Below are 23,988 nucleotides of genomic sequence, written 5' to 3' on the forward strand. Positions count from 1 at the left end.
AGCATGTCGGCGGCGTGCCGCCGACCCCTCACGGAACAGGAGAATGACCATGCCCGGAGTCTTTTCGCTGATTGGCAAGCGCCATTATCTTGCGGCCACCGCCTATGCCGGCGGCATCATGAACACGGCCGTGTCCTCGGCGCGGCTCTATTGGGAAAACAAGTCCGCGTTCTTTGCTCCGAAGGGTGTTACCATACCCGTCGCTGTCAGAGCGGGACGAGGAAAAGTGTCTGCGGTTTTCCGCCCGCATCCGCGCTGACTTCCTAGAATCGATCACGTTTATGATTCGGGTCGATCCGACCCAAATCACGTGATGCAGTGCCTTTCCGGACGAACCAAGCACCCGCGTTCCTGGGCAGAAAAGCGTTTCCCAAGCTCATTCACTACAACCGGCTCGAGAAGGGCGGACACTTTGCCGCCTGGGAAAGAGCGGGAGGTCTTCGCGGAGGAGATCCGAGCCGGATTCAGGTCGTTGCGTAAGTCGATTTGAGAAAACACGAGTTGAGAAAAACAGGGGCGCGCGTGCGCGTACTCGCCGCCGCCCTTCCGAATTCAAGGAGAAAACCATGACAACTGAAACCAGCAGCGAGAGAACCGTGGACTTCAAGCTCGAGGTCGTCGTCATCCCCGTTTCCGACATCGACCGCTCGAAACGCTTTTACAGCGATCTCGGCTGGAGGCTCGACGCCGACTTCGTCGTCGGCGACACGTTCCGGGGCGTCCAGTTCACGCCTCCGGGCTCGCCCGCTTCGATCCATTTCGGCAAGGGCATCACGTCAGCCGCGCCGGGCTCGGCAAGCGGCATGTATCTCGTCGTCCCGGACATCGAGGCGGCGCGCGCCGACCTCATCGGCCGCGGCGCCGAGGTGAGCGAAATCTTCCACCGCGCCGGCCCGGGACAACCGGCGACGAGAGGCCGGGATCCGGAGCGGCGCAGCTACTTCTCCTACGCCACGTTCAGCGATCCCGACGGTAACAGCTGGCTCTTGCAGGAGGTCACGACGCGCTTCCCCGGACGCGTCGACCCGGGCGCCACCACATTCGCCTCGGCCGCCGATCTCGCCAATGCGTTCCGCCGCGCGGAGACCGCCCACGGCGAATACGAGAAGCAGCTCGGCCACCGGGACGAGGACTGGCCCACCTGGTATGCCGACCACATGGTCCGGGAGCAGAGCGGCGCGACCGCATGATGAGCGGCCGCGGCGGTTCGCCGAGGTGAGCCGCGGTCAACACCCGCGGGCTGCGCGGCCCGCGGGAGGACATGAACATCGGCCTTCCTGCCGCGACTGCAGGCAGGCTTGCACAGGGCCCGCATCGCGGAAGTTGCCGGCGAAGTGACTTTCCATCTACCGTGATCCCATTCTGGCCCTTCCAGGGAACAGGCAGCAGGCGGACCGAGGCAAAGCGCCCGGCCCGCGGACATCGACACGGCCTTCCACTGTGTCCGTCGGCGATTACATCCGCTTACAAAAGTCCCGCCCGGCCGACACATCGGCAATACACGCCCGCACTCAAATGACGACGCTCCTTCGAAGACGAAGGCCAGACCGAAACAAATAGCCAGACACAATGGAAGGACGACGCTTATGAAAACCACTCGGATCATCGCGGCTGCGCTGCTGATCGTCGGCAGCGGATTGATGCTCGACGGGGCCGCGGCCCAGCAGCCCGGAATCCACCGCACCGATCTTATCAAGAACGATCTGGGCGTTCCCGGACGCGAGACCCTTCAGGTGCGCGTCGACTTCGAACCGGGCGCCGTCTCGATCAAGCATTCCCATCCGGGCGAAGAGGTCGCCTATGTGCTCGAAGGCTCGCTGGAGTATCAGCTCGAGGGCAGGGCGCCCGTGACGCTGAAGGCCGGCGAGGCCCTGTTCATCCCGGCCGGCGTGGCCCATGTGGCGAAGAACGTCGGCAACGGCAAGGCCTCGGAACTCGCGACCTATATCGTCGACAAGGGCACGCCGCTCGTCGTTCCGGTCGAGTGAGCTCGTCCTCGATGCATTGTGGAAGCGTGCGGCGCGGCGTCTCCCGCGCCGCGTCTGCGCCGTGAATGACGCGCAATTGGGTAGCAACTGCCACCGGTCCCCCCGGTCGTTCCCTTACACGCTTGCACCTTCGCTCGGTCTTGCTGGCAAAGTGAAAAAGGATCAAATTGATCTTTGATGCCTGTTCATCGGGGAATGTCAGATAACCAGCGCCGGGAAGTCGGCAACTTTCTGCCTGGCGGAGAAATTACCCGCTCCGTCAGGGAGAAACATTGATGGTGAATGAACTGCGATGATTCTCAGGAGTTCACAAAATGGCAAGCACCAAACGGCCCTATGACGAGTCACTTTTGCGGAAGGCCTTCGATGTGGCGCGGCGTTCGCGCGAAGGCGGGGACCACCCGTTCGGTTCGATTCTCGCCGACCGTGATGGCAATGTCTTACTGGAACAGTGCAATGGCTACAGTTCGGAAGGTGGCGACCGCACGGCCCACGCGGAGCGGCTTCTCGCAACGCGCGCCGGCAAAGCCTATGATCTGGATTTTCTTGCCGGATGCACGATGTACACGTCCGCGGAGCCATGCGCCATGTGCTCAGGCGCGATCTATTGGGCAGGCATAGGGCGCGTCGTGTTTGGCCTTTCCGAGAGAGAGATGAAACAACAGATCGGCGACAGCCAGGAAAATCCGACGCTCGATCTGCCCTGCCACATCGTGTTCGCGGCCGGTCAGCGCCCAACGGAAGTCGTCGGCCCCATGCTTGCGGACGAGGCGGCGAAACTCCACGAAGAATACTGGTCTCGCCGCTGATGGCCCTTCTGCTTCCTATGGAAGTTCTATTTCGCCGTCGACCACGTGGTTGAGGTCGGTGCCTTCCGCCGTCAGCGTCATGCGGACCTTCAGCTTCTTGCCGCCGGTCCGGCCTTCGCGCACCATCTCCTCGATCTCGCGCTGCGACGTGACGCCGACTTCCTTCAGGAACTTGCGGATCGACATGTTGAAGGCGTCTTCGCTCATGGCGGAACTCCTCTCTATCCGGAAGGGATTGTAAGGGAAGGCGAGTGGTCAAGGAAGCTACGCTTTTGACAATGGCGAGGATCGCGCGTCTGTCGCACGGCGGAGAGCGGAGCTTCTCGCCAGCGTGCCGCTCCACCTAGAGAGAGTCGAATTTTGAAGCTCAACATCTATAGATCGTGTTTGATTATTTGTGTCGCAGCGGTCGTGTGTTACTGCGGAATTAGGTAGCAAATGCCACAAGATTCCGACCGCAGGACGGTCGCACGTCGATCAAAGAGGGCGATAGCGCATTTCAGCCCAAAGATGAATTAGCGGAACCCCCAAGGTCAGGCCGTAGGCCAGGAAACCGAATACCATTGCTTTATCTGGAAAAAGAGCGTTGGTCGCAATGAGCGGAAGGGCTGCCCATGCAAGGCAGCGCCAGAGTTCCTGCCGATGCCTTCGCAGTTCGGCCGTGCCGCGTCTCATGAAGATCGCCGACAAGGATATGAATTTCACGAGCGCAGTCGCGCCCATTCCTGCTAGAACAGCGGCCCCCCCGGAAAGTGCCATCAATAGCAATGCCTCTCCAGGCGTCTGCTGAATGTCAAATAGAGTGCTGGCCGCTAACATGGGAAAGGAGGAAAGAAACACAAACAACGCGCTGCTACCTACCAAAACTGTCCATGCCGCCAGAACAAAGGTCGGAAACACCGCGAAAAGAACGAGTTCCACGACGTAAAGTGCTCGGCTCGATCTTTCGGAAATGCTCACCACGCCCTCACGCTGTCACTGACGCCTCGCTTCCGCTACCACAACTTGGTGGAGAATGTCAGTATATCCCAAAGCCAGTTGCGCAACTTCAGGGACCGCCCTGCAATGAGGTTAGCTTTTGGGTGTTCACTCCAGACGGCTTCGCGCGCAAAGTCCGATGTTGCGAACTAACGGTTTCGAGAGCCGTAAATACGGCGAGTCAATCTGCCAGAAGAGCACACCGAGACGATCATGATCGACGGGCTGCCAACCTTGTGGCATTTGCTACCTAATTCCGTATTACTGGAACATTGCGGCCATTCTCATCATGGGTTGGTGGTGGGGCCTTCATTGGTCTTTTGGCAGAAAAAAGCGATCCCTCACGTGGTAAGAGTTCAACCTCTCAGATCATAAACACCGAATCTCTCGGACTATTGTCGACCTGGCGCGCTCTTTGGAATGGCTTCTACGTCTGGAAAGACCTTGATCACGACTATCATCGTCGAAACCGCGAGTGATCTTCTAAAGCTGAAGTCGGCCAGGGGTCGAATGCCGCTGTTCGTCGCATCCGAGGGAACGAGCAAGGAGCATAGCACCGGTCATTGCTCCTCCTACAGCGCCGCGCGTCTTATCAGACGCGCAAAGGTCGCTGTAGCACTTTGAATTGCTGCATATCTTTGTCCTTAAATCGGCTACGATTTAACGAAACATGCAGTAGAGCGAATGGGCGCAGAAGGTGATAGGACACTCGCCCGGCGTTACACCTAACTACACCAGGCCGGCCGCGCGAAGCCCGTTCACGACCAACTCGAAATCGTCAGGGTTCTTGTGGGGCAACACTTTGCGGCGATGTTCCAGAGAATAATCAGGGTTGACGCGGAACACTTCCTGCCACTCACGGCGCGCGTCTTCGAAGCGTCCCAGATGGCCGTAGCTCGACGCCAGGAGCACGCGTGAGACGTCGGTATCAGGGTTACGAATAAGTCGCCGCTTGAGCATCCCGATTGCCTCTTCATACCTGCGCAACTGGAACATCGCTTGTGCCTGGAAGTGGAGGTATATGTCCGGATAATACGGGTTCAGGGCCATTGCCCGATAGAAACACCCGAGTGCCTCCGCAGGCCTGCCGGAATAATGCAGTGCAATTCCGAGATTTTCGTGCCCTTCGGGAAGATTTGGGGCGAGGGCGATCAAGCGTTCGGCCGCGCCGATGGCGACATCGTGCCGTCGCGAATACAATTCGACAATACCCAGCACCCAATGCGCGTAAGGATATCGATCGTCGAGCTCCACTGCGCGTCTTGCAAGCACTTCCGCTTGTTGCATTGATGTCGATGGCGACGGGCTCCACTGGTTTCCATAGTCCAGCATGTTTGCGAAGGCGAGGAATGCGTAGGCGGGAGCGAATTTCGGGTCCAGTTCGATTGCGCGTTGCAACAGTTCCCGACCCTGGATGTTTTTCTCTCTCGTGAACCGCCACAGCTGCTCTCGGCCACGCAGGAAATAGTCGTACGCTTCCAGGTTGTCGGTCTGCTCGGTCGCGAGCCGCTGCTGGTCGCCCTCCGTAAGGTTGAGCGCGAGCGCGCCGACAATTTGCTGCGTCACGTCGTCCTGCACGGCGAAGATGTCGGTCAGGTCGCGATCGAAACGTTCCGCCCACAGATGTCCGCCCGTGGTCGCGTCGATAAGCTGTGCGGTGATCCGTACCCTGTTTCCGGATTTGCGGACGCTGCCCTCCAGCACATAGCGCACGCTGAGGTCCCGGCCCACCTCCTGAACGTTCACGTTCCTGCCCTTGAAGGTGAAGGACGAATTGCGAGCGATCACGAACAGCTGCGACAGCTTTGAGAGAGCTGTGATGATGTCTTCGGAGGTTCCGTCGGCGAAATACTCCTGCTCGGCATCACCGCTCATGTTGACGAAGGGCAGCACGGCGACCGACAACTTCGGCAGGGGCGCTGTCGGAGGCAACGCTGGCGGAAATTCGGGAGCCACTGCCTTCGCGTGAGCCGCGGTTCCGACTCGGAGCGAATAGACCCGGATCGGTTCTGCGATGTTCTTGAGCTGGGTGTTGCCGAGATCGCTGACCGAAAGGTCGAGTCTGGTCTTGACCTGGCGATAGGCATCCTCGGACAGGCAGATGCCCCCCGGGGCAGCGACGCCCTCAAGGCGCGAGGCGATGTTGACGCCGTCGCCCATCAGGTCGCCGTCGCTTTCCTCGACTACGTCGCCCAGATGAATACCGATCCGAAACTCGATGCGGCGGTCCTGCGGCACGCCGGCATTGCGTTCGAGCATGCTGTTCTGCACCTCGATGGCGCAGCGCACGGCGTCTACGACACTGCGGAACTCGACCAGCGCCCCATCGCCTGTGCGCTTGATCACGCGTCCGTTGTGAACGGCGATGGTCGGATCAATAAGATCGCTGCGCAGCGCCCGCAACCTGGCCAAAGTACGGTCTTCATCCGCGCCGGCGAGGCGGCTGTAGCCGACCACGTCCGCGGCCAGGATCGCGGCTAGCTTGCGGTTCTCGCTCACAGGGGGCCATCTCCTCGTCTCCATAATAACAGGAAGACACGGGGAAGAGGAAGTTCGGCGTCCCGTTCAGAGCGACTTTGGGTGAGATCAAGGCTCGCCATTTGCACGCAGCAATCGTGAATGCTCACAATGTCGAGCACCGATCGGGAGGAGCGGTCGCCCCGCAACTCCGGTGGCATTGAACACAGCCGCCCGTCCTGCCTGGGCGATGACTGCCCTGGCAACTTTCCAAAACGCGTCATTCCGACAGGTGTTGGACAGCTGACAGGTGTTGGACAGGTATCGAGGACGACATCCCGTCCCCGAGCGCGATCTGCTCGTAATCATTCGAAAGGGAATATGAATGGAAAGGCGTGATTTCCTCAGGGGCTTGGCCTTGCTCGCGGCCTGCCCGCTCTGCGTCAAGACGGCATACGCGGCCGAGGGCGTGCACTGGGGCTATGAAGGCGAAGAGGGTCCTGAGCATTGGGGTACCTTGAGCACTGAGAGCAGTGCTTGTTCGGCCGGATCGCAGCAATCACCGATCGACATCCGCGGCGCGATCAGGGCCGAAATTCCCGATCTGGCGACGGACTGGAGGCGCGGCGGCACGATCCTCAACAATGGCCATACGATCCAGGTGAAGGCCGCCGGCGGTACGCTTCGCCGCGGCGACAAGACCTTTGATCTGGTGCAGTATCACTTCCACGCCCCGAGCGAGCATCTTGTCGACGGCAAAAACTTCCCGATGGAAGCGCATTTCGTTCACAAGAATGCTGAGACCGGCGCGCTCGGCGTGCTCGGCGTTTTCCTTGTCCCCGGCGCGGCTAACCCGACCTTCGCGAGCCTCGCGGCGAAGTTCCCGCAGAACGCCGGCGAAGAAACCCGGCTCGATGCCGTCGACCCGAAAGGCCTCTTGCCCGCCTCGCTGAAATATTGGAGCTATGAGGGGTCGCTTACCACCCCTCCTTGCAGCGAGATCGTCGACTGGATGGTGGCGATGGAACCGATCGAGGTCGATCCGGCCGACATCAAGAAGTTCACCGGGCTTTATTCCATGAACGCACGGCCGGCGCTTCCCGGCAACCGCCGCTACGTTCTGAGCTCCAGTTGATCGACGAGACCAACGGCCGCAGGGCCACCTCGGCAAAAGCGTCGCCTTTGTAGAGGTGGCCGCCGCGAGCAGCGGGACCGGGCGAGGGGCGCAGCGGGAGAACTGCCCGCGCCTTTGACAATGGCGAGGATAACCGCGCCGCGCATCCTGTCGCAGAGCGCATCATCTCGGCAGCCGCGCAGAGCGGAAGTTCGCACCAGCGTGCCGAAGGTCGAATGCGCCCGAAGCACTCATTCATACGGTCATTGCGTCCTCATGGTTGGACGCGAACGCGCTTGCTTCGGCGGCCGAACAACATCAAGAAGGTAGCTCCAAGGATACCCGAGGCCACCGAGCCTAACAGGATGCCGATCTTGACGTCATCCTGCATTGCCGGATCATCGAAGGCCAACAGCCCAATGAACAGCGACATGGTGAAGCCGATGCCACACAGGAAGGCAGTGCCCGTCATCTGCCCCCAGCTTGCATTGGCAGGGAGATCGGCAAGATCAAGCCTCACAAGAACGGCAACGACCCCCAGCACCCCGATCAGCTTGCCCAAGAGCAGCCCCGTCGCTACCCCCATGGTGAGCGGTTCCGCAAAGACGGCCGTTGAGAGGCCGGTGAAAGACACGCCTGCATTGGCAAAGCCGAAAATCGGGACGATGACGAAGGCTACCGGCTTGTGGAGACTGTGCTCCAGCCTGTGAAGCGGCGAAGCCGCATGATCAGCTTCGGGTCTTCCTGGCGTGGCCTCCAGCGGTATGGTGAGCGCGAGCATGACACCGGCCATTGTCGCGTGGACACCTGACGCAAAGACGAGGATCCAGAGGGCCACGCCCAGCGCGAGGTATGGCCACAGCGCCCTGACGCCCATCCGGTTGAAGATGAGGAGATTGCCGATCACGACGGCCGCTCCGCTTAGCGCGAGAATGTTCAGATCAGCCGTATAGAACAGGGCGATAACGATGACTGCCCCGAGGTCATCAATAATGGCCAATGCCGCCAGGAAAATCTTGAGCGATGCCGGAACGCGGCTTCCGAAGAGGGAAATAACGCCGAGAGCAAACGCAATGTCGGTTGCCGTGGGGATTGCCCACCCGCGAAGCGCCGCAGGGTCGGACCAGTTGAAGAAGACATGGAACAGCGCCGGGACGAGCATTCCTCCGGCTGCGGCAGCACCCGGCAGAATGCGTCTGCTCCAACTCGATAACTGACCATCCAGCATCTCGCGCTTGATCTCCAGCCCCACGAGCAGGAAGAAGACCGCCATGAACGCGTCATTGATCCAGTGCTGGAGGCTCAGAGGCCCGATATGAATGTGCAGGGCCTGGAAGTAGCCCTCTGCCAAAGGCGAGTTGGATATCAGCATCGCCAGCACGGCAACCGCCATGAGGATGACGCCGCCGGATGCCTCGTTGTCGAGGAAGTGGCGAAGGGTGGATCGATTACGGCCTTGCGCAGGTGTCGAAGACATGGGTTCACACTCCCGCATTGGAAGGTTGATCGAAGTCTCCGTCGATTTCGGGGAACCCGCAGCGCACGCAGCACACGCCGTAATGTCCAATCTAGGGCGAGGCCTGCGCTATTTCCAGTCGATCATTCCAGATGGACAGGGGACTGTACCGACTACGCGGGCGCATGTTTGGCCGCTATGGGCCGATTTGCGCCGTGGCGCGAGCACGTTCGTATGGCGGTTCCAGCCGCCGCTGAACGGGTAGCGTCAACCGGCTGCTTCTGGCGCTTCCCTCGCGTTTCTGAAACAGGCGACTGTCGTCCTGAAGGACGGCCGTAATTCAATCGAGAGTGAAATCCAATTGCGCGACCGATCTGACTGAGCAGATTGCTCGTGTAGACATCATTAAGTCAGTTGCATTGGAACTGACAGAAAGGACACATTAGGCCCCCGGCTATTCGACGGAATCAGAGTTCCCGTCGCGCTCAAACTGCGCAATCAGGTTGACAAGGTTATTGTGGATTTTCTTCCAGTCGCTAAAGTATTCTGATGAGTAACGGTAATGGATATAGTTATGATCGTCATAAATGTAGTCAACCGTGCATCCAGGCGATGGATGTACTCCCGGATAACTGCACTCAAGCTTAATTTTAAAATCTGAAGTAAAATATGTTACATCGTAAGGCTTCCGGTCTCTGCCCTTGCCCATCAGGTTTAGGAATTTGATAAGCCCATTCTCATCGTCCAGTCTCTTGGCATAGCCCCGCCGCACGCTTTCCATTTGGCCGTCATACACGTGGTGCCAGGACGTTCCGTCAAAAACCTTTGAGTGCACGTAGAGGTACAGCTTGTTGCCATGTCCCAGTTCCCGCCAAAGCGCATCATCCTGCTCCTGATAAGGCCGCAAATCGGGCAGCAGCGCGTCGAAGTTGAACCCGTCGACCTTGACCCGACCCTCCTTCGGCTTAGGCCACCGCCCATGCTTCACGTAGCCTTCCCAATACATATAGCGCTCGGGAATATTGAATTTGCGCCCGCTCGGCAGCTCGATGCGCACCATGCCATTGGCCAAATAGTGTTGGCTCGCGTGGTCAAACGCGTACCCGGTGAGGACATGCCATCCGAGCCACAGCGCGCCAAGCGCGGAAAGCAGAAGCAGAAGATTGCGCGTTCGAAAAATGCCCATGCCGCCTCGGAATGCCCATTACCATGCTAACGCTAAGCTCTTATGCTATTGTTAATATCCCGGATAAGTTGTGCACGTTCTTTTGCTTAAGTGAGGCACTATGCAACGGCGGCCAGGCATCTTCGAAGTCCGCAATCGGTCGGTTCCAGCCGCTGCTGAACAGGTAGCGTCAACCGGCTGCTTCCGCCGCCGGATGCCTCGTTGTCGAGGAAGTGGCGAAGGGTGGATCGATTACGGCCTTGCGCAGGTGTCGAAGACATGGGTTCACACTCCCGCATTGGAAGGTTGATCGAAGTCTCCGTCGATTTCGGGGAACCCGCAGCGCACGCAGCACACGCCGTAATGTCCAATCTAGGGCGAGGCTTGCGCTATTTCCAGCCGATCATTCCAGATGGACAGGGGACTGTACCAACTACGCGGGCGCATGTTTGGCCGCTATGGGCCGGAAGCGAACCGACTGCTCCTGTACTCTTAGGCCCATTGACGGACATTTGTTGTAGTATGAGTTAAGCTGAGCTTTGCGTCCAACATGGCTCACCTGCTCGTATGGGTCTCGCGGAAAAGTCGCGGCGTCACGCCGAAGCGTCTTTGGAAGACCTGCGTGAAGCGTGCGGTCGGCGCAAGTCCCACCCGCCTTGCGATTTCCTTCAACGGAAGTTCTTGGGAGAGCAAGATACGCGCCGCGTCCAGCCGCACGGTCTCGATATATTGTGCCGGCGTCTCGCCTATCGCAGCGACAAACCGTCGGTAAAACGTCCGCTCCGAGAGGCCGACCCTGGCCGCAAGGCTCGGCACATCCAGCGCGGTATCGAGATTGGCCTGTGCCCACACCAGGAGATCGGCGAAAGGACCATCGGCTTTCGCCTGGGCACGCAGCAGCGGGCTGAACTGAGACTGATAGCCGGGACGGCGTGCGTAGAGGACGAGGCGCTTGGCGACCCGACTTGCAAGCGCGCTGCCGAGATCCTCGCTGACCATGGCGAGCGCCATGTCGATGCCGGTGGTCACTCCGGCCGATGTCCATACGTTGCCGTCGACGACATAGAGTGCATCGGCGTCGACCGTAAGGGAGGGGTAGAGTCGCGCGAGCGGTTCGCAGGCGCTCCAGTGTGTGGCAACACGCTTACCGTCCACCAGTCCCGCCGCTGCGAGCACAAAGGTGCCGGCGCAAACCGACCCGAGTCGTCTGACGGACGAGGCGCTCCGCGACAACCACCGCCCTAATTCCGGCGTCCGGGTTGCTGCGGTGACCGCGCCGGCCTCCGCCCCGGCCACCAGGATCGTGTCAACCTGTCGTGGCACCTTCGCCAGTGCTTTGGTTTCGACGACGACACCGCTGCTACTCGGCACCGCACCGCCAGTCGGCGAGGCTAAATGCACGGCATAGCGTGCAGGCTCTCCATCCTCTGCGAGTGCGTGATTGGCGGATGCGAAAACGGAAGCCGGGCCGGTCGCATCCAGCAATTCGAAGTCTTGATAGACGGCAATGACGATCTGATGCATTGGCAGGAATTACCATCCTTTTGTCATTCCTGCCAACTCTGTGCGCCTGCTAGTGTTCACACTGGTGGTCGGCCAAGGACCGCGCCACCGCAGGGAGGAGCAATCATGACTGAAGCATCGGAAGCATCAAAGTCAGTGCCCGAATCTCCCACGTCGGGCTGGCGGTCGATACAATGGTGGCCCGCGGCTATCGGCCTGGCATTCGCGGCTTTCGTTTCGATCGATCTGCTCAATGGTTCGGAGCACGGCACGGACTTGGCTGCGATCGTCGTCGCCTCGGGCCTCGTGTACCTGGCAGCGGCTGCCTTGGAGGTTCCATGGGTTTCCTGGCCGGTATTCCTGCTATCGGTGGTCGTGATCACCGTCGCAAGGTTCGGCCTCATACCGTTCGATGCGACATGGGCGATGCTTATCGTCGCCGCCCTCTTTGCGGTCTATGGCGTGATCCGGGCACTGAGACGTCCTAACCGCGAACTGCCGCTGCAAGCCATCGCAATGGTCGTCTTCGGCGGTTTAGCCACCGTGGCCCTCTTCATCAGCCCCTCTGTGGGAGCGCTGCTGGTAGCGGCGGGACTGGTCGCACATGCCGGCTGGGACGTCTATCACCACGTCAAGAACAAGGTCGTCGTACGGTCGATGGCCGAGTTCTGCTTCGTGCTGGACATTGCTCTCGCGATCGTCATCGTCTTGGCAACACTCAGAGGCTGAGACGGGCACCCCGCCGTACGTTGCGGCGTTGAGGTTGATCTCGATGCGCTCGCGCTGCGACGCCCTTCGGACAAACCCGCGCAGTGTCCGCTGTGACACAACCTTGTCATGGCGTTGACGCTGCTATGTCTGCTTCTGCAGGACGGGAAGGGACGGCGGAATGACCACGATGGGGGCGCTTCCTTCGCGTTCCTCACAAGGCAAGACAAGGCAGAAAGCCACCCTCTTGCGCCCGCTGAGGAACGTGAAAGTTCGACCCGAAACGGACCTCGCACGTCAGGATGCAAAAGGTCCGCAAGGGCGGCAACTGGGCCGCGCGACGCGATGAGGCGTCGCCTCGCGCGGGACGCGCATCATGTCCGCAGCGGGTGGAAAGCCGAAATGAGGCAGCAGCCATCGTGACAGCATTGCGTTCGAGGCGGCCGTATCCGTTAGCGTCTTGAACGTCCGCTAACGTGCCCCGATTGCGAACATCACACTCAGTTGCGCCGCCTTCAGCGCACCGCAGAGAAACGCAAGGAAGTTCACCTCAAATTGCTCTTCGGAAACAGCACACGATCGGGTTCTGCATTCATTCGCGCCAGCATTTCCTTGATCAAGCGTGTTTTGGTGCGGCCCGCTTCCTTCGGCGGCACGAGGTAACGCACGATGGCCTCCAGCCAAGTGTTTTCACTGACACGAAAATGAACCACGGGATGCTCCCTCACTTCGAGTTCGTCCACCGGCGTTTTCGATAGCATGTGCTTGTAGACCTTCACTTTCTGGCCCATGACGTCGCCGATCTGCTCTTCGACGACCTCTCTCATCGTTAGCGCTACGAATTCCAGGTCGCTTTCATAGGCGAGCTGGAACTTGATTTCGTTCCAGACATAGGGAAACAGCGGCCAGGAGTAGTTGAAGACCGGCGTGTCAAACACGGTGGAGTTCGGAAACTTGATGATGCGTCCACTCGGATGATCGGTCCAAAGATATTCGCCGCCGAATTCCCATAACGTCGTGTCGAGATAGCTGACATCGACGACATCGCCATGGGCATCGCCGATGCGAATGCGGTCACCAACGCGATAAGGCGCCCTGGCCAGAATATAAATCCACGCGATGAAGCTGGAGATCGGCATTTGCAGCGCAAAGCCGAGAATCAATGAAATCAGGCCGAGCGAAACAACCGCGGCGTACCAGTTCACAAACAAAACTGAAATGGCCACGAAGACGACGGCGACGCCGACGATCAATCGAAAAATGCGTTTCAGGTTGAAACGCGAAACACGATTGGGAATTCGGCCAATGAGAAAGACTTCGACAACATTCGCCACGGTCAGCAAAACGAAAATGAGAAGGCCGCCCTTGACGTAATTCAGCACGCGAACCCGCAAAGGCGCGTCAAGCCATTCCAGGCGCCAATTGATCAGGACCTGGATGCCAAAAAGCAGCAAGGCACCGGCAGCGAAGCCAACCGTCCACCAGAGGTCTGTTTTGCGAAGGCTGAAGTGAAATTTGTCCTCGGGCTTTTTCGCCTTCCGCTGCAACGTTTTTGGATCTGCAGTCTGTTGCGCGGCCCGTTCGAGCCGGGAAAGGTTCTCCTGTTCCTTGTCGCGTCGTTCCATGGGTTCACCCCGATGTGGCCATCCACGCCCAGCCAGTGCCTTCTCGTTCTTCGACGACGGCATCCCGGTATGCCTCGCCACATGGCAACGTTTGAATGGACAATCCGGGCAAGCCGGTCGTTGTTTCGCAGGCCTATGCTTGAGCTAATTGCCACTCGGCCGAAGGCAGCGAGTAATCCATTATACCATTATCAAACACCAAATATGGGCACTTGCCGCTCGGCGCTCCATTCATGATTGGCATTCGCTGAGCCGATGGTTACCGTCCGCAATGGTCGGTTCCAGCCGCCGCTGAACAGGTAGCGTCAACCGGCTGCTTCCGGCGCTTCCTTCGCGTTCCTCGCAAGGCAAGACAAGGAAAAAAAGCCACCCTCTTGCGCCCGCTGAGGAACGTGAAAGGTCGACCCGAAACGGACCTCGCACGTCAGAATGCAAAGGTCCGCAACGGGTGACACGCTCTGGCGGCAGCTGGGCCGCATGACGCGATGGCGTCAGCCGCGCCGCGCCGTCTCGATCGCGGCGACGTCGATTTTCCTCATGTCCATCATCGCGTCGAACGCGCGCTTTGCTTCGGCTCCGCCCGCCGCCATCGCCTCGGTCAGGACGCGCGGCGTGATTTGCCAGGAAATCCCCCACTTGTCCTTGCACCAGCCGCATGCGCTCTCCTGGCCGCCGTTGCCGACGATGGCGTTCCAGTAGCGGTCGGTCTCCTCCTGGTCGTCGGTGGCGATCTGGAACGAGAAGGCTTCGTTGTGCTTGAACATTGGCCCACCGTTCAGGCCGATGCAGGGAATGCCCGCAACCGTGAAATCGACCGTCAATACGTCGCCCGCCTTGCCGGAGGGATAGTCGCTGGGTGCACGGTGTACGGCATGCACCCTGCTGTCGGGAAAGACCTCGCAGTAGAAGCGGGCGGCAGCCTCGGCGTCCTTGTCGAACCAGAGGCAAATCGTATTCTTCGCCATTGAGTGTTCCTTTCGCTTTGAAGCCATACGGCTTGTTTCCCCACCCCCCCGAAAGTGTCCGTCTCGCCAGGCCCGGGTGGAGGCCGCGGGAGCCGGAAGCTGACAGGCAAGCGCGCTTTCGTCGGCCTTGCCGCCAATAGGCTACGCGAACCGTGCGGCGCTTCTCGCGCGCGCCTTTGCGGCTTCCTCCTCGCGGTTGCGTGGCGGTTGCGATGTCTCCATGGAATCGAGCAGTTCGCGGGCGCATTCCGCGATCGAACGCACCGCGCGATCGAATGCCGCTTCATTCCGCTTCGACGGCCTGGTCGTTCCGGCGAGTTTACGCACGAACTGCAACGCAGCGTCCTGTATTTCGTGATCCGTCGCCGGCGGATCGAAATTGAACAGGGGTCTTATGTTTCTGCACATGACTTGCTCCCGGTCATCCTCATCAAGCATCGAAGGCAGGATACGCCATCGAAGCATTTGCGCCAAAAAAGCCCGCATGACTGGCATGGCGGCGGGTTGTTACGGTGCGAACCTGGTCGCCTGCGACGTGGCCTGCGTGAGAAACCTCCCGATCACTTTCCCGATCATTTGCGCCACCTCCGGCCCCTGGGCGAGGTTGTAGTGCGAATAGCCGGGAATGATTGCCAAGCCGCGCGCGCGAACCGCGTATCGATCCAGCCCGGCTCGCTGACGTCGCCGCCGAACAGGACGAAGAATTCGACGATGAGGTCAGTTGTGCGGTCAAACAAGGACTCGGTCAACCCCCGTGCCCGTCACAGGAGCCACGGCGCGTCGCGCCGCCAGCCGCGTCCTTTGCTGCAGGTCGACTGCCGAATGGCCGGGTCCGGAGCGCGGCCGCGCAAAAGTCGTGAGGGACTTATTATGAAACCAAAGGACGCGCGGCCCGTTCTGCTAAAAGACCAAACGAACGGGAGGGCCATCCGACATTCATCGATGCGGGGCAGTTCGTGCCGGCAGATGCCGTGGACTGACACAATTCGAATTTTGCGGTGGCGCTGGGTCGCAGTTGTGGCAAGCGGAAATCACAGTAGAAATCGACTCCTCGCCGCCCTTCCGGACGCGGACTGGGAGTCGGTTCGATCCGGCTTCCAGCGGACCGAGCTTGCCGCCCGAACGGTGCTCTATGAACCGGGCGACCGGATCTGCCGCTTGTACTTTCCAACCACGGCCATCGTATCAAGTGTCTGCGCGTTCGAAGACGGCAGCGCCGTGGAAATGGTTGCCACGGGGCGCGAGGGAATGATTGCCGTAGAGGCGGTTCTTGGCAGCGAAACGGCCTTGTCGCGGCAGGTCGTCCAGGTCCCGGGATCCTCGCTGATGATCGATCTCCGCCAGTTCAGGCGCGCCCAGGACGAATTGCCTTTCTTCAGCGATGCGCTCCTGGCGTATAGCCAAGCCGTGCTGGCGCAGGCCCTCCAATCGGCAGCATGCAACGGAGTTCACGCGGTCCAGGAACGAGCGGCGCGCTGGCTTCTGATGTGCCATGACCGAAGCGACAGTGCCACCTTCGCGCTTACGCAGTCTTCTCTCGCGGAAATGCTCGGGGTCAGCAGGCAGGCGGTCAGCATCGTTGCACGGGCACTCCAGCAAGCGGAGCTGATCCGATACCGCAGGGGAGAGGTGACGATCCTGAGCCGGCGCGGCCTGGAGCAGGCGTCGTGCGAATGCTACGGGATCATACGTCAGCACTACGACGAACGGCTGCTTCCCTCGCAGCAACAGGGACGAAGAGCCTCCGCAGCGGCAGATTCGTAGCTTGTGTAAACTTCTTGGCAGACAGTTCTTCCAAACTCTGGGCATAAAGCCGAAAAGCTCTAACCTGCAGCACTGAACAGGGCGGGTCGAAGAGGGCGTTTTCCAAAGCGAATTCGAAAAGCGGACCAGTCTCCGAACTGGTCGCCGGCCTCATGCTGCGTCTAACAGGAAGAAACAGAAACGAATGTCGAACGTACTTCGCGCGAGGCGCGATCTTGCGCGCCGCCAGGAGATCGCGCCCGCTCGGGCCGTCGTCAAGCTGAGCGGATCCGTCCGGGATGCCGCAGAGTACCGGCGATCCGCCGACGCCCTGCACATGGCCGAGGAACGGCAGCGGCTCGCGGTGGAGGCCGGCGAGATGGGCACCTGGTTCTGGGACCTGACGGCGGATGAACTCGTCTTCTCGCCAAGGGCCAAGGCGCTGTTCGGATTCCCGCCCGAAGCGGAGATAGACTACCAGTCGTTTCTCGAACGGCTGCATCCCGACGATCGCCAGGACACTCATGCGGCGGTGCAGCGTTGCCTCGACGATGGCATGGACTACGACGTCGAATATCGCGCGCTCCGGGCGGGCAGCGGCTGGCGCTGGTTGCGGGCGAGAGGGAGCAGCGATCGTGATTCTGCCGGAAAACCGATACGCATGCAGGGCGTCGTCTACGATATAGACGCACACAAGACGGCGATCAGGAAACTGACGGAAAGCGAAGCACGCTTTGCCGCGCTCTTCCGACAGACGGCAGTGGGCATAGCGGTGACGGACACGGCGGGCCGGTTCCTGATGGTGAACCCCTCCTTCTGCGAAATGCTCGGGCGCAGCGAGGACGAACTCCTTTGCTTGTCCCTCCGGGACGTGACGCATCCCGACGACGTGCCGGAGAGCCTCGAGCGAACGCAAAGGCTTGCAGGCGCGGGAGAAAGCTTCGCCATGGAAAAGCGGTACCTTCGCAAGGATGGAGCGGAGGTCTGGGTGAACGTCTCGGTTTCCACGTTCGAGGATGGAACGGGCGAACGTCACGTGAGCGTGGCCCGCGACATTTCGGAGCGAAAACACGCCGAGAATGCGCTGCGCGAAGAGACCCGTGTGCTTGGCATCCTGAACCGTACGGGCGCGATGCTGGCGGCCGAACTCGATCTCGAACGCCTGGTACAGGCGGTCACCGATGCCGGCGTGGAACTGTCCGGGGCTGAATTCGGGGCGTTCTTCTACAACACCGCCAACGATGAAGGTGAGCCTTACACGCTCTATGCCCTGTCAGGTGCGCCACGGGAGGCTTTCGAGAACTTTCCGTTGCCCCGTAACAGCGCGCTGTTCGGTCCGACCTTCCGAGGGGGCGGCATTGTCAGGAGCGATGACGTTCTGGCAGACCCGCGCTATGGAAGGAACAAACCTCACCGCGGCATGCCCGAGGGGCATTTGCCGGTGCGCAGCTATCTGGCGGTTCCGGTCATCTCCCGCAGCGGCGAGGTCCTGGGAGGACTTTTCTTCGGCCACGGGCGACCGGGTGTGTTCAGCGAACGGGTGGAGCGCCTCATCAGCGGCATCGCGGCACAGGCTGCGATCGCGATGGACAACGCCCATCTTTACCGTCAGGCCCAGGAGGAAATCGCGCAGCGCAGCCGCGTGGAAGAGCAACTGCGAGAGGCTGTCGAGCGTCAGACCCTGCTCGCGCACGAGTTCCACCACCGGCTGCAGAACAAGCTGACGATCGTGCAGGCTGTCATCAACGCGGCTGCACGGCGGGCGAAGACGATCGAAGAATTCAACGCAGCCGTTGGACATCGCATCGCTGCGCTCGCCAGGACGAACACCTTGCTCCTGCAAGGCGGATTCGAGGGCGCGTTCCTGGAACATATTCTTCGCGTGGAATTCGAAGCGCACCAGGGCGGCGCAAACCGCATTGTTTGCGAGGGACCGACCGTCATGCTCCCCTCCGAACTGGTGGTTCCCCTCGCCATGGCGGTTCACGAGTTGACTACGAACGCGGCGAAATACGGCGCTCTTTCAAATTCCACCGGGCAGGTGTCGCTTGCGTGGCAAAGCAACGCCGTGGGCGACGAACGGACTCTGGAGCTGAACTGGATCGAACGGGGAGGCCCGCCGGTCTCCGTCCCCGCGCATCGGGGCTTTGGTTCCGTGCTGCTGGAGCGGGTGCTTGCCAGCAGACAAGGCGCATCGGTCGAGACGGAGTTCGCGCCCGAAGGGCTTCGCGTGCGCTTCAAGCTTGCGCTGACTTGATGCAAGCCGTCGGAATGCGCTGATCAACCTGATCCTGACCGAACCGCCTATCGGGCGCGCGTTCGGCTATGGCGAGTGGTCGCGCGAGGCATTCGGCGCGGGCCAGTCGGGCAGCAGGGTGATGCCGAATTTCGGGGAAGCCGCCCTCAGGCGATCAATCTCCTCGGGCGACGGTGACCCGACGACTTCGCCGGGCCCGAGTTCGTGGCCGGCTTCCGCCAGGAATTTGTCGAAGAGAGCCGGCGTACCGATCAGGATATAGCGTGCCGGCCGGCCGCTCGTATTCATCAACTGATGCGGCACCCGGCGTTCGAGAAAGATGCTCTGACCGGCGGTCAACCGGCGCACCTCACCGTTGACGACAGCGGTCATTTCGCCCTCGATGACGTAGACGGTTTCATCGTCCTCGGCGTGGACGTGGATCGGCGTCGTCGTGTTTCCGCCGCTGATGTTTTCGAAGAGGCAGAACTGGCCGTTGGTCTCGTCGCCGGACAGCAGGCGCTTCATGACCACGCCGGCGAGAACGAACTCTTTCGGTTCCATGCTGCTCATGGCAATCATCCTTGTCGGTTTCGAGCGGTGTCATCTGCTGTTGTTGCAGGCGGCCACGATGGCAGATGCCGTTTCCGGCAGCTTTGCGGACAAGTCCGCCATCCAAGGAGTGAGCAGTCAAACGATATCGTGTTCCATACGGAAACGCGACACCCAGTCTTGGCTTGTCTCGTCGGCGAGCTTTGCGACACCGGGTGCCACGCCAGTTGCGGCATCGCGATTCAAGCCCAGCTGGGCCAGTATTTCGCGCAAAGTTTCAATAGGATCGGAAGAAAGCGCTTCATAGGTGATCCGAAGGGGCTCAATTCCCTGCACCTCGAACCAGTTCTTCCAGTCAAGATCATAGGTCGTCAATCTATCGCAGCAGGCGCGGATTTCTTCCGCGTTGTAAACCGGCGTGCCTGGCGGTGCGAGGCGTTCCAACTCCGTCCCGTCCGGCGCCATATGCCACAATCCGGTTTGCTCCGCCTTCACATTCGAGACTGCCTGTTGAATCTTGTCCAGCCGAGTGAGGTGAATAAAGAGCGTTCGTCCAAAGGCGGCTTCAAAACGTTCCAGATCACTCGCTCGTTCCGGGTGCAGCACCGCCAGTTTCTGGACAAAAAAATCAAAGCTATGTCTTTGCAGTCGCAGGCCAAACATGCCGGTATCGAGGCTTCCCTTCGCGATTGCCGCGCGAAATATCAGGGCCAGAAGATCCGCTTCCGGAGTTGAGGCCTCTGAAGCCAGGTCGAAATAGGCAAGCCATTCGGAAATCGAGGCGCGATGAAAGTAGGACCCCGGATTTCCGGAGACGCCGGTCGCAGCCAGGAGTTTGCACAGCAGTGTGCTGCCACTGCGCGGAGACGTGCAGATCACATAGGAGTCAAATTTCGACATTGCTGTTTTAAAAACCAAGGGGGATCCTGACAAAGTTCCAACGCCCTATCAGCCCCGTGTTGCAGTGGCATGACCGCTTTTGGCGCGAAAAAGAACGCTTCGCCACCCGTTCCCGTCTGACCAGGCGGGATCATTCGCCTGCAACTGCGGATCGATCCCGCAGAGCCGTTGCGTTCGCATGTCGGCGATAGGGCGCTTTACTGCGAGATGGCGATGATCTCGAGCTCCTGGTCGCCTACGCTCACGACATCGCCAACGGCCTTGCCCATGAGAACCCTTGCCACCGGCGATACGTAGGAAATGGATCCGGCCTTGGGATCAGCTTCGTCCTCTCCCACGATGCGGTATTTCTGCACCCGCCCGTCGTCGCGGCTGAAGGTGACCGTGCTCCCGAAGGCAACGGTGTCACTCGACGTCGGGTCGGGGACGACCTGAGCCGTGCGAAGGCGTTCCGCAAGGTAGCGCAGGTCACGCAAGGGGCCCGCCGCCTCCCGCCGTCGTTCATTCACGTCCTCGATTTTGCTCGCCGCATCATAGGCCTCGCGCGCTTGCTGGAGCTGCAATTGCAGCGCCTTCAGTCCCGCTTCCGTGACAAGGTTCGGGTGCGGCGAAATCGGGCGGTCGGGCAGCAGGGTTTCCGAGGCCGTTTCGGCACTTTCTTCCTTGACGAAGGCAACGCTCAAGATCGAACTCCATTCAGACGCGGTGCGCTCTGACAACGCCGGGGGAACAGCAGTTATCAGAACCAGTGTTGCGGCGACTTCGGTGGCCGACGCGGATCAATGGTATACGATGTTTCCGATGCGGACCATTGATTCCGCCCGATGCTCAATGTCCGCCCTGCGGCCAAAGCGTCATTATCTCGGGGCCAGGCCATCGAGCAGGAAGTCCAGGCCTTTCCTGAAAGCGCCGTCCCAATCGTTATCCAACAGCAGGCGAGTGCGTTCGATTGTCGGATAGCGTTCGTTGAGACGTGTAAGGCGCTGCTGTGCGGCGGCCCTGTCGTCGTCCGAGAGGTCGAAGCTCGCCCGGGTGGTGGTAGCGCCGATCACATAGTTCCAGAGCGACCATATTGCGACGTTCAAATCCGCGTCCGCTACACCGGCTCTGGACAAGGTCTTGCTCAGCAGTTCCAGGCGACCAAGGATGTTCGGGCCGAGCGCCCGGCGCGGCAACAGCGATGCCGACCAGGGATGGCGCAGCATGCTGGCGCGCCAGTCTTCGAGCATATGAACGACTTCCCCGCGCCAGTCTTGAGACTCAACTATTTGCGGCGGTGCGCGATATTCGAGCACCGAGTCGAGCGCCAGATCAAAGACCTCCTCTTTGTTGCCGACGTGCCAATACAGGCTCATTGCGCCCGAGCCGAGGCGATCGGCCAGCCGACGCATCTTCAATCCGTCGACTCCCTCGGCGTCCAGCAGCTCTACCGCGGTCGCCACGATCCGTTCCAGTGACAGAGGCGGTTCCCGCGACGCTTCCTGCACGGACCGGGGTGATGCAGCCGTCCGTTGAGACCGTTTGCTCTGAGCGCCGCTACGTTTGGCTGCCATCCGTCTTCCCCGCTACTGCGTGATTCCTCAAATCGGAAACGATTTGAGGACAAAATCATGCAGCAATTCAAAGTGCTACAGTGATCTTTGCGCGTCCGATTGGACGCGCGGCGCTGTGGTCACAACGTCGATTTTGACCGGCAACGCGACGAATGTCGACCCTGACCGATTGACTCGTACGGCGTACGATGCGATTGAATCGTACGCCGTACGAGTCAGAGCCAAGAGAAAATCATGTCACGCGCAATCAAGCATTTGCTTATCGGAGGGCTAATCATCATGACCATCGCAGTTCCCAATGCGGCGACAGCGAATGAGAAGGATCTCGAGCTGACCATCGTCAATCCGAAGAACCTCTATGACCCGACGCCGAATGGCTACAGCACGGCGGTGATTGTGCCCCGCGAAGCCCGGGTGGCCTACATCTCCGGACAGGGCGGCCAAGACAGCACGGGAGCCTTGTCGCCCGACTTCGCTGTCCAGGTTAAGCAGGCCTACGCAAATTTGCGCACCGCCCTCGATGCGCTCGGTGCACGGCCGGACCAGGTCGCCAAGCTCACGGTCTTCGTGGTCGATCACGATATGTCCAAGCTTGAGGTGCTGACCAGGAACGTAAAGGAAATGTTCGGCGGGGCGCTGCCGGCACAAACTCTGATTCCTGTCCCCAAGCTTGCAATTGACCCCATGCTTTTCGAGGTCGAAGCCGTCGTCATGCTGGACTAACGCATCGGCCCGAAAATCGGACTCGATTTTCGGAAAGCACGATGCGTAGATTCAAAGAGTTACAGCGTCCTTCGTGCGTCCTAAAGGACGCACGGCGCTGTAATGCATGTCGCCCAAAAGTGGTGCAGCGGTTTTGGGACAACGGCATGCATAAAAACAAGGACCTAAAGCGCGTCGCATGAGTCCGATTGAACGCGACGCGCTTTAGAGCAATTCCAGGAAAAGTGTGTCGCGGTTTCCGTGCGGAATTGCATAATTTCAAAGAGTTGGATCATTCGCGGACGCTGTAGCAGCTTGAATTGCTGCATGTTTTCATCCTTATATCGGATAGGATTCAAGGAAACATGCAGCAGGTTCAAATGAAAACCCTAGGACTGGCAGCCTTCAGCCTGATCGTCTCGACGCTCCCTTTCTCATTCGCCGCGGCAAACGAAGACGCCTTCCAAGCGAAAGCGCGCGCGGCCTTTGCAAGCGCCATCGAAGAATACAAAATTCCCGGGCTCGTCGTGGGCATGACCAGGAACGGCGAGCACAGCTTCTATGCGACAGGCCTCGCATCGCGCGCCGACAACCGTCCGGCAACCCCCGATACTCTTTTCGAACTGGGGTCGATCAGCAAGGTCTTCAACGTGACGCTGGCGGCGCTCGCCGAGCAGGGCGGGCAGCTCTCCCTTGATGACAAGGTTTCCCGGCATCTGTGCGCCGACACCTGCTCGATCGGCGACGGCATGACGCTCATGGACCTCGCGACCCATCACTCCGGCGGGCTGCCGCTGCAGGTTCCCGACGGCATCGCGGACACCGACGCGCTTGTAAACTGGCTCAAGGACTGGCGGCCGCCGCAGCCTGGAACGCGCAGCTATTCCAACGTCAGCATCGGGCTTCTTGGCCATATCGCCGCACGTGCGATGGAAATGAACTACACGCAGGCGGTCGAGACGGTGCTGATCCCCGCATTCGGTCTTGAGAACACCTTTATCGACGTGCCCGCCAAGGCGATGGACAACTACGCCTTCGGCTACGAGCGCAAGACCGACAAACCGATCCGTGTGACGCCGGGTGTCCTCGACGCGGAAGCCTACGGCGTCAAGTCGAGCGCGCGTGACATGCTGAAGCTGCTCGATGTGGAGCTCGGGGAGGGGACCGTGTCCCCGGAGCTGAAAGCGGCTGTCCGGCGTACCCAGGAAGGCCAGTTCAGGACCGCGAAATTCACGCAGGGCATGATCTGGGAGCAGTACCCATGGCCCGCCGATCTCGAGACGATGGTGGCGGGGAACGGCTACGATTTCATCCTTCGCCCGCAGAAGGCAGACCGGATCGAACCGGCGCTCGCGCCCGAGAAGAATGTTATCATCAACAAGACCGGATCGACGAACGGCTTCGGCGGCTATGTCGTGCTCATTCCGAGCGAGAAGCTCGGCATCGTGGTTCTCGCGAACCGGAATTATCCGAACGAAGCGCGGGTGAGGGCAACCTATGCGCTGATCGAGGCGCTGCTCTCGAAATAGGCTTG

At 60.1% G+C, this 23,988-nt stretch carries 22 protein-coding genes and 1 pseudogene; 10 read left to right on the forward strand and 13 right to left on the reverse strand.

The window, feature by feature from the left end:
* Positions 1–115 precede the first annotated feature (115 nt).
* The 4 genes and pseudogenes from ILFOPFJJ_RS36445 to ILFOPFJJ_RS08590 form a co-directional block, all read left to right on the forward strand.
* Positions 116–490 (forward strand): annotated as a pseudogene (locus ILFOPFJJ_RS36445) (hypothetical protein); the annotation flags it as partial.
* A 76-nt stretch (positions 491–566) separates the two neighbouring features.
* Positions 567–1,190 (forward strand): VOC family protein, encoded by a 624-nt coding sequence (locus tag ILFOPFJJ_RS08580; protein ID WP_173510076.1) that lies wholly within the window; start codon positions 567–569, stop codon positions 1,188–1,190.
* A 396-nt stretch (positions 1,191–1,586) separates the two neighbouring features.
* Positions 1,587–1,988: a cupin domain-containing protein gene (locus ILFOPFJJ_RS08585; RefSeq protein WP_173510077.1), complete on the forward strand. Its 402-nt coding sequence runs from the start codon at positions 1,587–1,589 to the stop codon at positions 1,986–1,988.
* A 314-nt stretch (positions 1,989–2,302) separates the two neighbouring features.
* Positions 2,303–2,797, forward strand: coding sequence for a nucleoside deaminase (locus tag ILFOPFJJ_RS08590; RefSeq protein ID WP_173510078.1), 495 nt, complete (start codon positions 2,303–2,305; stop codon positions 2,795–2,797).
* A 15-nt stretch (positions 2,798–2,812) separates the two neighbouring features.
* Here the strand turns inward: ILFOPFJJ_RS08590 and ILFOPFJJ_RS08595 are convergent, their stop codons facing one another.
* The 3 genes from ILFOPFJJ_RS08595 to ILFOPFJJ_RS08605 form a co-directional block, all read right to left on the reverse strand.
* Positions 2,813–3,004 (reverse strand): DUF6494 family protein, encoded by a 192-nt coding sequence (locus tag ILFOPFJJ_RS08595; protein ID WP_173510079.1) that lies wholly within the window; start codon positions 3,002–3,004, stop codon positions 2,813–2,815.
* A 270-nt stretch (positions 3,005–3,274) separates the two neighbouring features.
* Positions 3,275–3,757: a hypothetical protein gene (locus ILFOPFJJ_RS08600; RefSeq protein WP_173510080.1), complete on the reverse strand. Its 483-nt coding sequence runs from the start codon at positions 3,755–3,757 to the stop codon at positions 3,275–3,277.
* A gap of 747 nt (positions 3,758–4,504) precedes the next feature.
* A complete protein-coding gene (locus ILFOPFJJ_RS08605; RefSeq protein ID WP_173510081.1) occupies positions 4,505–6,274 on the reverse strand; it encodes an adenylate/guanylate cyclase domain-containing protein in 1,770 nt (589 codons plus the stop codon).
* Between the two features lie 343 nt (positions 6,275–6,617).
* On the opposite strand from ILFOPFJJ_RS08605, the gene ILFOPFJJ_RS08610 reads away from it, so the two are divergent.
* Positions 6,618–7,367: a carbonic anhydrase gene (locus ILFOPFJJ_RS08610; protein ID WP_173510082.1), complete on the forward strand. Its 750-nt coding sequence runs from the start codon at positions 6,618–6,620 to the stop codon at positions 7,365–7,367.
* A gap of 253 nt (positions 7,368–7,620) precedes the next feature.
* Here ILFOPFJJ_RS08610 and nhaA read toward each other — a convergent pair whose 3' ends face one another.
* From nhaA to ILFOPFJJ_RS08625, 3 genes are all read right to left on the reverse strand, one after another.
* Positions 7,621–8,823, reverse strand: a complete 1,203-nt coding sequence (gene nhaA, locus ILFOPFJJ_RS08615; RefSeq protein ID WP_173510083.1) for a Na+/H+ antiporter NhaA — start codon at positions 8,821–8,823, stop codon at positions 7,621–7,623.
* Positions 8,824–9,256: 433 nt separating this feature from the next.
* Positions 9,257–9,988 carry a hypothetical protein gene (locus ILFOPFJJ_RS08620; protein WP_173510084.1) on the reverse strand — a complete coding sequence of 244 codons (732 nt, stop codon included), beginning with the start codon at positions 9,986–9,988 and terminating at the stop codon, positions 9,257–9,259.
* 534 nt (positions 9,989–10,522) lie between these two features.
* Entirely contained in the window at positions 10,523–11,491 is a 969-nt protein-coding gene (locus tag ILFOPFJJ_RS08625) for a GlxA family transcriptional regulator (RefSeq protein ID WP_173510085.1), read from the reverse strand.
* 105 nt (positions 11,492–11,596) lie between these two features.
* Here ILFOPFJJ_RS08625 and ILFOPFJJ_RS08630 point away from each other — a divergent pair, with 105 nt between their 5' ends.
* The gene (locus ILFOPFJJ_RS08630; RefSeq protein ID WP_173510086.1) at positions 11,597–12,199 is read left to right on the forward strand and encodes a hypothetical protein; all 603 of its coding nucleotides are present in this window, start codon (positions 11,597–11,599) and stop codon (positions 12,197–12,199) included.
* A 524-nt stretch (positions 12,200–12,723) separates the two neighbouring features.
* Here the strand turns inward: ILFOPFJJ_RS08630 and ILFOPFJJ_RS08635 are convergent.
* From ILFOPFJJ_RS08635 to ILFOPFJJ_RS08645, 3 genes are all read right to left on the reverse strand, one after another.
* The gene (locus tag ILFOPFJJ_RS08635; RefSeq protein WP_173510087.1) at positions 12,724–13,803 is read right to left on the reverse strand and encodes a mechanosensitive ion channel family protein; all 1,080 of its coding nucleotides are present in this window, start codon (positions 13,801–13,803) and stop codon (positions 12,724–12,726) included.
* Between the two features lie 491 nt (positions 13,804–14,294).
* Positions 14,295–14,768 (reverse strand): VOC family protein, encoded by a 474-nt coding sequence (locus ILFOPFJJ_RS08640; RefSeq protein ID WP_173510088.1) that lies wholly within the window; start codon positions 14,766–14,768, stop codon positions 14,295–14,297.
* A gap of 141 nt (positions 14,769–14,909) precedes the next feature.
* Entirely contained in the window at positions 14,910–15,176 is a 267-nt protein-coding gene (locus ILFOPFJJ_RS08645) for a DUF2277 domain-containing protein (RefSeq protein ID WP_173510089.1), read from the reverse strand.
* 750 nt (positions 15,177–15,926) lie between these two features.
* On the opposite strand from ILFOPFJJ_RS08645, the gene ILFOPFJJ_RS08650 reads away from it, so the two are divergent.
* Both ILFOPFJJ_RS08650 and ILFOPFJJ_RS08655 read left to right on the forward strand, forming a co-directional pair.
* Positions 15,927–16,532, forward strand: a complete 606-nt coding sequence (locus ILFOPFJJ_RS08650; RefSeq protein ID WP_173510090.1) for a Crp/Fnr family transcriptional regulator — start codon at positions 15,927–15,929, stop codon at positions 16,530–16,532.
* Between the two features lie 184 nt (positions 16,533–16,716).
* Entirely contained in the window at positions 16,717–18,768 is a 2,052-nt protein-coding gene (locus ILFOPFJJ_RS08655) for a PAS domain-containing sensor histidine kinase (RefSeq protein WP_173510091.1), read from the forward strand.
* A 66-nt stretch (positions 18,769–18,834) separates the two neighbouring features.
* Here the strand turns inward: ILFOPFJJ_RS08655 and ILFOPFJJ_RS08660 are convergent, their stop codons facing one another.
* The 4 genes from ILFOPFJJ_RS08660 to ILFOPFJJ_RS08675 form a co-directional block, all read right to left on the reverse strand.
* Positions 18,835–19,320: a cupin domain-containing protein gene (locus ILFOPFJJ_RS08660; RefSeq protein ID WP_173510092.1), complete on the reverse strand. Its 486-nt coding sequence runs from the start codon at positions 19,318–19,320 to the stop codon at positions 18,835–18,837.
* Between the two features lie 117 nt (positions 19,321–19,437).
* A complete protein-coding gene (locus ILFOPFJJ_RS08665; protein WP_246299504.1) occupies positions 19,438–20,217 on the reverse strand; it encodes a Stf0 family sulfotransferase in 780 nt (259 codons plus the stop codon).
* A 179-nt stretch (positions 20,218–20,396) separates the two neighbouring features.
* Positions 20,397–20,882 carry a transcription elongation factor GreA gene (gene greA, locus ILFOPFJJ_RS08670; RefSeq protein WP_173510093.1) on the reverse strand — a complete coding sequence of 162 codons (486 nt, stop codon included), beginning with the start codon at positions 20,880–20,882 and terminating at the stop codon, positions 20,397–20,399.
* A 174-nt stretch (positions 20,883–21,056) separates the two neighbouring features.
* Entirely contained in the window at positions 21,057–21,752 is a 696-nt protein-coding gene (locus ILFOPFJJ_RS08675; protein ID WP_173510094.1) for a TetR/AcrR family transcriptional regulator, read from the reverse strand.
* A gap of 234 nt (positions 21,753–21,986) precedes the next feature.
* On the opposite strand from ILFOPFJJ_RS08675, the gene ILFOPFJJ_RS08680 reads away from it, so the two are divergent.
* Both ILFOPFJJ_RS08680 and ampC read left to right on the forward strand, forming a co-directional pair.
* Positions 21,987–22,475 (forward strand): RidA family protein, encoded by a 489-nt coding sequence (locus tag ILFOPFJJ_RS08680; RefSeq protein ID WP_173510095.1) that lies wholly within the window; start codon positions 21,987–21,989, stop codon positions 22,473–22,475.
* Positions 22,476–22,834: 359 nt separating this feature from the next.
* Positions 22,835–23,983 carry a class C beta-lactamase gene (gene ampC, locus ILFOPFJJ_RS08685; protein ID WP_173510096.1) on the forward strand — a complete coding sequence of 383 codons (1,149 nt, stop codon included), beginning with the start codon at positions 22,835–22,837 and terminating at the stop codon, positions 23,981–23,983.
* Positions 23,984–23,988 lie beyond the last annotated feature (5 nt).

This window comes from Sinorhizobium psoraleae, from assembly GCF_013283645.1.
Taxonomy (GTDB): domain Bacteria; phylum Pseudomonadota; class Alphaproteobacteria; order Rhizobiales; family Rhizobiaceae; genus Sinorhizobium; species Sinorhizobium psoraleae.